At 57.8% G+C, this 7,262-nt stretch carries 3 protein-coding genes and 1 pseudogene; 3 read left to right on the top strand and 1 reads right to left on the bottom strand.

The features are described from left to right. A partial coding sequence (locus B1H55_RS11800; protein WP_143222434.1) for an SDR family NAD(P)-dependent oxidoreductase occupies positions 1-1,634 on the top strand: 1,634 nt, incomplete at its 5' end. Beyond that, positions 1,634-5,905, top strand: coding sequence for a beta-ketoacyl synthase N-terminal-like domain-containing protein (locus B1H55_RS12435; RefSeq protein WP_143163911.1), 4,272 nt, complete (start codon positions 1,634-1,636; stop codon positions 5,903-5,905). The genes B1H55_RS11800 and B1H55_RS12435, both read left to right, overlap by 1 nt. A 189-nt stretch (positions 5,906-6,094) precedes the next feature. Here B1H55_RS12435 and B1H55_RS13145 read toward each other — a convergent pair whose 3' ends face one another. Next, a complete protein-coding gene (locus B1H55_RS13145) occupies positions 6,095-6,307 on the bottom strand; it encodes a DDE-type integrase/transposase/recombinase (RefSeq protein ID WP_080461753.1) in 213 nt (70 codons plus the stop codon). A gap of 215 nt (positions 6,308-6,522) precedes the next feature. Here B1H55_RS13145 and B1H55_RS13140 point away from each other — a divergent pair. Then, positions 6,523-7,143, top strand: a pseudogene (locus B1H55_RS13140) (IS1634 family transposase); the annotation flags it as partial. Between the last annotated feature and the right edge of the window lie 119 nt (positions 7,144-7,262).

Here is a 7,262-nt window from a genome sequence, read left to right as displayed (position 1 = left end):
GCGGTTTGGATGCCGACGGTATGGCGGACGGAGAGCTTGAGGATCTGTCGAAGTCCCGCACCGTTGCCGCGATGACTCAGTGGTTGTTGAAGCATCTGGATATAGCCGATACACACCAGGACAATATTGACACAGACATCGATATTCGACCGGACACTGCCGAGAGCGAGGTGGTGGACAGTCAGCCCTTTCGCTTCGAGGTGAGGCTTTCAGAGCCGATTACTGTTCGTCAGGATAATGATGCATACCCGGTCCGGCGCTTGATCCGCACTGATCGTCCCGAGGATTCTGGAGCCTTGGCGTCCGAGGTTTGTGCTGCGGTGTACAACTTAGACGTAGCGGAAGTCCCACCAGGTGGCGTCGTTATTGACTTCGCCGACGATCGTGGCGCCGATAGGGAGCTGCCGTGCTATTTCGATACGCTCAAGAGAATTGCACTAGTCCCAGGGCTTGGGGGGTTGTTCGTAGTTAGACGAGTTGTGTGTGATTCGGTCGACGGTACGCCGGATCGTGGTGTGGATGGTATTCGCGGGTTGATGCGTACGCTGGCGCTGGAACTGCCCGATGTGCGCGTCCAGTACACCGAAGTAGACCTTCCTGAGGCGGACGATGCGACGTGCGTGCGTCGGGCGTTAGAATTGACGCATGATTCAGCACCCGTTCATGTCATTACGGAGCGGGGAACGACTGGATTCGAACTCGTGCCGGTTCCATTGGATACTTTAGGGAGGACTGGCTCTGGTCCATCAGACGGCATAGTAGAAGGTCTCAGTGCTATTGGCCTGGGTCCTGGTCGAACGCTCGTATTCTTCGGCGGTGGTAGAGGAATAACTTCTGTAGTCGCGAAACGGCTGAGTTCGTTGTGTCCAGGGTACACATATATATGTGGCTCGAGTGCAATTCCGCGCGACAATGATCCACAAGTTCTACGCGGAGCTGAGACATTGATCGACTTGCGTAAGGCCCTTCAGCGAGACGGGTTCAAGGATCTTGGCGAGATCGAGAACGAAGCGCGCCGCGTGCTGTCAGAACGAGAAATACGCGACACGCTGGCGGGTCTGGAGTCTTCTGGCAGCATTGCCGAATATCGATGCGTTGATGTTCGTGATGCGCAAGCGGTTGAAGAGTTTCTCGCGTCGGTTGTCCAAGAGCGTGGCCGCATCGATGGCGTCGTGTTTGGTTCTGGTATCAACCGTGACCAGTTGCTTTCGCGAACAAGTCGTGACCAGTTCGATCGTGTGTATCGCACTAAACAAGACGGGATTGACAACGTACTGCGGGGCCTGGACGCATGTGAGGTGATTCCGGGATTTGTGATCGGTTTCGGTAGTATCGCCGCCGTCCGAGGTAGCCGGGGACAGATCGGATATGCGGCCGGGAACGACGGAATGCAGTCAACGCTCACCCGGTGGGGGCGTCAACGTGGAGTGCGGACTTTTACCGTTAACTGGGGTCCCTGGGCTCCTCACGGTATTCACGCTGGAATGGTTTCAGCCGAGCTTGAACGAAGCTTTCTGGCAAACGGAAGATCGCTTATACATCCGTCTGCGGGTGCTGAGGCTCTTGTGAGAGAGCTTGTTTGGGGACCAAGGGATTGTAGGTCAGTAGTGTATCTGCCGCGGGGGTGGGAATAATGTCCGCAGTTGTTCATTCGGGCGAGGTTCGGTCTCGTTCTCCCCTAGCTGTCGTTGGAATGAGTGCGCTATTCCCCGGGGCCTTGAACGTTGATGAGTTTTGGGCCAACAGTGTCGCCGGCATTTCGGCATTCCGCGAAGCTCCGGAGGACCGTATTCCCAAGGTATTTGTAGATGCTGCAGCGACCGGGGCTGAAGGTATCTACGGGAATATTGGCGCATTCGTTGATGAGGGGCTCACGGTGAATATTGAGGACCTTGGGCTTTCTCCTCGTGCAGCCCGCGCGATGGAACCTGATCAGGTAATAGCGTTGGCATTGGCAGATGAGGCGCTTTCCGACGCGGGTGATCTTCTCCAAACGGTGCCTCGTGAGAGAATTGGAGTCGTTCTGGGAAAGGGGGGATACGTCGCTCCCGCTGGAATTAGGTTGACTAACTATCTTCGAGGCTCACGGCAACTTGAGGCCAGCCTTCATGACATATTTCCGACTATAAGTTCCGACGAGATTAAGGAGGTTGTAAGGCAGTTTAGGGAATCGATCTCAGTCGGCGACGGGAGTGATGCGGTAGGCCTGGTTTCCAATCTTTCATCGGCGCGAATAGCGGGTCATTTCGATCTTCGTGGCGGTAGTTGGACGACAGACGCGGCATGCGCATCATCTATTGTCGCGCTGGATACCGCGATGTCGCAACTTGCGCTGGGTTCTGTTGACGCCATGGTGGTGGGAGCTGTACATCATTGTCACGACGTGAGTTTCTGGAATGTATTCTGCCGGATGGGCGCCATGTCGAGGCGGGGTTGCGTTCGGCCTTTTGATGAGAAGGGCGACGGTCTTCTGATCGGCGAAGGCAGTGCTATGTTTGTTGTTGAGCGACTCGAGAGCGCGATTGCGTCCGGAAGACGAATTCACGCGGTGATCGAAGGAGTAGGCGTAAGTTCAGATGGCGCTTCGGGTACTCCTGTCCGTCCAGGCTCTCAGGGACAGGTGCTCGCCATGCGCCGCGCATGGCGAGAGGCGGGAGTCAGTCCTAGCGACGCGTCGTTTATGCTTTATGAAGCTCACGGTACCGGAACACCGGTAGGGGACGCCGTCGAGTTGGGCTCTTTGATCGAGCTCGTTGGACAGCCAGCGCATGAGATTACGATCTCGACGGCTAAGTCCTTCATCGGGCATGCGATGCCCGCGGCCGGTGCGGCAGGCCTGATTCGAGCGATCGGTGCAACCCGCGACGGCATTCTTTTGCCCTCAGTTGTCCCTTCGACACCGCTTCCTAAGCTGGGTGCGGGGTTGACGATTAGGCGGACAGCACAGGCGTGGGAATCAGATGGACATGTGCGGCGTGCTGGCGTTAGCGCCTTTGGATTCGGAGGAGTCAACGGGCACGTCGTGGTATCACAACCACCTGTACGGACTGCAACTCCAGAAAGACACTCACCTCTCGAGATTGCTTCACGGTCGCGATACGCGTTCCGGTTGCGTGCGCGTAGTCGTCAGGAGGCGATCGAGCAACTTCGGCGAATGACCGTCGCGGAGATCATGAGTCAACCTGCTGGGGCTACCTGGGGGGAAGGTCCGGTAAAGGTGAGTGTCGTCGATCCCACTGATGAGCGCATAGACATGCTTGTCAAAGGCTTGGAGGAGCAGCACGGCGCTTGGGCCGTTCCTGGTATCTGTTTTGTCGATCAGATGGTCTACGGGTCCGGGAGTCCAGTCGTGGGCGTATTTCCTGGTCTTGAAGGCGGACCTGTCGATGGGGAGGATGGTCCCCAGTACGATTGGCGTGAGCATGCACGAGCTGTGCTGGAGGAAAGTTGGGTGGAGAGCGAGGTTCTTCGAACAGCGGGCGTCGTTTTTGACGATGTTGTCGGTTCGAGCATAGGAGAGTTGAATGCGCTGCACTTCGCAGGAGCAGTGGATGTCGATGACAAACATCCCGAATTCGTGCAACGGCTTATCGGAACCGTGCCGGCTCCGGAGACTGGTTACATACTTATAGTTGCGGACCGAGAAAGCACACTTCCGCTGTTGGAAGGATTGGAGCATACATGCCTGTCGCATGACAACGCTCCGAATCAGTGTCTCGTTGGTGGTCCGGATCGTGAACTGGAAGTAGTTGCTAAGCGGGCTCGGGCGGAGCGTCTGATGATAAGGCGTATTGACTTGAGGTCCGGTTTCCATACCCCGGCAGCAGGTCGTTATATTCACGGGCTGCGGCGGGCTTTTGGTGCGATGACATGGACAAATACCGACACCCCGGTGTGGTCTTCTGCGTCGGCTTCGCAATATGAGATCGAAAATGCATCGGAACAGCTCGCCTCTGCGATCACAAGACCCGTTAGATTCCGCGAGACGATTGAGGCGCTGTACGCTAACGGTGCTCGCGTGTTCGTCCAAGTTGGCAGAGGAACTGCCAATAGTTTGATTGACTCTATCCTCGGCGACCGTCACCATATTTGCGCGCAGTTACGCCCGAGCTCAGCGTCGCTCGCGGAGGATGTGTTTTGGGTTAAAGAACTAATGTGGTGTTTGGGGAAGGACGAAGGGGTCCCAGCAAGGCGAGGTAGATTCTCCATCGCAGGACGTTGCCCGCAAGGACCGTTCGATGTGAAGCTTGATCTAGGTACGCCTTTGTCGCATATACGTAGACGTGAGGATGGATTCGGGGAAAGCAGTGCGCGGACTGCCCTCAGTGATTCGACCGCCACACAGAGGACGTCGGACGTTATTACCGTGTCAACTCGAACGATGCCTTTTCTTCTGGATCACTGTTTCTACCGTCAGGCGCCTCGGTGGCCAGATTTACAGGATCGTTGGCCGGTTGTCCCCGGAACAACGATACTTGATCTCGCTCGGCACGTGCTCGAACAACGTTATCAAGGACGTAGGGTCGTTGGATTTCGGGATGTGAGGTTTATATCGTGGCTCCCTGCGGAGCCTGAGCAACAGGTGGAACTTCGGGTTGACGACGGCGACGACGGTTGGATTCATGTACGATTTGGTGAACACGCGAGTGTCAGCGCCCGGATTGCTCGGCGTTATGATACGTGTGACGATGCCGCGCCGGAGATTCCCGAGACTTGGGCAAGGTGTGAGTTAACGGCGGGGGAGCTTTATTCTAAACGCATACTTTTTCATGGGCCGAGTTTCCAGGGAGTTACACGTATTGGTCCTATTGGCCCTGACGGTATAGCCGGCCGTATTCGTCCGTCTGATGTGCCTGGAGCGGTAATGGACTGCATGGGGCAGATCTTCGGGTATTGGTTGATTGCGAGTCAGACAAACAACACCCGTATGCTTCCGGCCGCTATCGACGCAGTCGAATTCTTCGGAGATATCCCGAGCTCGGGGGATGACCTAGATTGCCATGTGAATATAGTTGATCTTAGGGATGACGTTGTGATCGCCGATATCATACTGAGTCAGGGGCGACGGATCGTCTGTCGAGCTCGTGGTTGGACGGATAGAAGGTTTGACAACTCGCCTACGACTCAGGCGGTTGAGAATTGGCCCGAGCTACACGCGCTTTCTCGCGTCCAGGTCGGTGGCTGGGTTGCCTGTGCGGAACCCTGGAGTAATCTCGCTTCGAGACAGATGACTATGCGAAACTACTTGGGTTCTCCCGAACGTAGGTACTATGAGGCTCTTCCGGCGGTCCGCCAGCGGCATTGGCTGCTCGGCCGTATCGCGGCAAAGGATGCGGTGCGTGATCTGCTGTGGCAAGAAGTTGCTGAACCGATTTTTCCGGCTCAAATTTCGGTTCTTCCAGGTGAAGACGGTTGTCCGGAGGTTCATGGTCGCTACGGTTTTGCAAATGCAGAAGGGGTGACTGTTTCCATTGCACATGTTGCCGGGCTGGCGGTCGCGTTAGCGCGGCGTGATGATGGTGTAATGGTCGGTATCGATGTTGATGTCTGCGCCGCTCGGAGCGTGGAGCAGATGAAATTGGGGTGGTCTTCAATAGAACGGGGCCTTGTTCTTCGTGCTCAGGAAGCGTATCCGGAGACCGATTGGTGGACTGTTACGTGGTGCGCAAAGGAGGCGGTTTCTAAGGCGCACCGCACGGGGCTTATGCCGTCGCCTCGTAGTTTTGTGATCACTCGTATCGATCCGGGAGGACGCCGTCTTGCCGTTGTCCCTCCGAACAATGGTCATGAGACTGTTGTTCATTGGACGGTGATGACAAGTGTGCAGGCTGGACTTCCCGATGGGCCTGATCGCTATGTTGTGGCGTGGACTGGTGGGCGCGATTTAAGACACGTAACGGCTTGATGTCGCCCGCGTTTCCGGCGCATGGTTGTCGGCGTCCTCGTGTTTGATGTCTTACCGGCTATGATCGCGCGGGTTTGAAACCGAGGAGAACACCCCGATTAAGGTCTGACGCGATAGGGTAGGAGTAAGGGCGGAATCTAACAGTTCGGTTGCGCTTCCGGTTTAAGGGTGTGGTGGGTTAGTGATGTGTCAAGCCCCGCGGTCGGAATGAAAAGCAGTCACCCCACCGGTGGGCTTGCGGTTCCGGACGGCCATGTCGGTGGCCTGGCAGACCAGGTCGGTGCGAGTATGATCCGTCAACGCATACACGGCCGCCTTCTTCGTACAGCAGTCCAGGACGGTGGCCAGGTACACGAACCCCGCCCAAGTAGGAATGTAGGTTATGTCCCCACACCACTTGATACCCGCGGCGGGCGCGGCGGGAGTCGCGGCGCACCAGGTCGGGGTGCTCGTCCAGGTCCTCGGCTGGCACGGTGGTGCGGACCTTTCGGCGCGGCCGTGCTGCTTTCACCTGACTCCTGACAGGTTGTTGGGGTGATCGAGTTTTTTCGTTGGTGTGGTGCGGTTGGGTTGGTGGTTGTGGGGCACTAATCCGGTGGGCGGTAGAGTGATGGTGTGTGAGTCCGTATGTTCGTAAGGTGCGTACCGCTTCTGGTGCTACGGCGGTGCAGATCGTGGCTAAGGAGCATGGGGTGCGCCGGATTGTGGAGCACCTGGGCTCGGCGCACGATGAGGCGGAGCTGGCGGCCCTGGTTCAGGCGGGGCGGGAGAAGATCCGGGGAGGCCAGGGTGTGCTGGACCTGGCCGGCCTGGCCCCTCAGGCTGCCCGCCAGGCCGCTCCGGCGGTGGTCGTCGGGCAGCGCTCTGCCCTGCTGTGGGATGTCCTGTCGGGGGGCGTATGAGGCTCTGGGGCTGGATGAAGCGGTGGGTGGGGATGAGGGGTTCAGGCAGATGGCGCTGGCCCGTCTCGTGGAGCCCAGCAGTAAGGAGCAGGTCCCCGCCGTGCTGGGAGAGCTCGGAGTTGATGCCCTAACCCCACGCTCCTTGTTCCGGTCCCTGGCCCGTTGCGCGAGTAACGAGTGGCGTGCCGGTATTCAGGCAGCCTGCCTGCGGCACGTCACCGGCCGCGGGGATCTGTCCCTGTGCCTGCAGGTGTGACGACGCTTTATTTTGAGGCGGAGAAGGAGGACTCCCTGCGGCGGGTGGGGTACTCCAAGGAGAGGCGGGTCGACCCGCAGTGTCAAGCCCCGGGTTTTGTGGAGGGTGTTTTATCTGGCGCCGACGGTTGCCGGCTGGGGTTGGCTGGTGGTCTGCTCGCCGACGTCCAAGGCCTCGGAGTCGGGCTCGGTTTCGGGCT

It is taken from the genome of Actinomyces denticolens (assembly GCF_002072185.1).
In the GTDB taxonomy this organism is placed as follows: domain Bacteria; phylum Actinomycetota; class Actinomycetes; order Actinomycetales; family Actinomycetaceae; genus Actinomyces; species Actinomyces denticolens.
Note: the sequence above shows the minus strand (reverse complement) of the source record. Positions and strands in the feature narration are given on the sequence as shown.

What these genes read in the sequence shown, in the direction of transcription:
- B1H55_RS12435 (WP_143163911.1), top strand. Translation starts at nt 1,634, where the DNA reads ATGTCCGCAGTTGTTCATTCGGGCGAGGTTCGGTCTCGTTCTCCCCTA.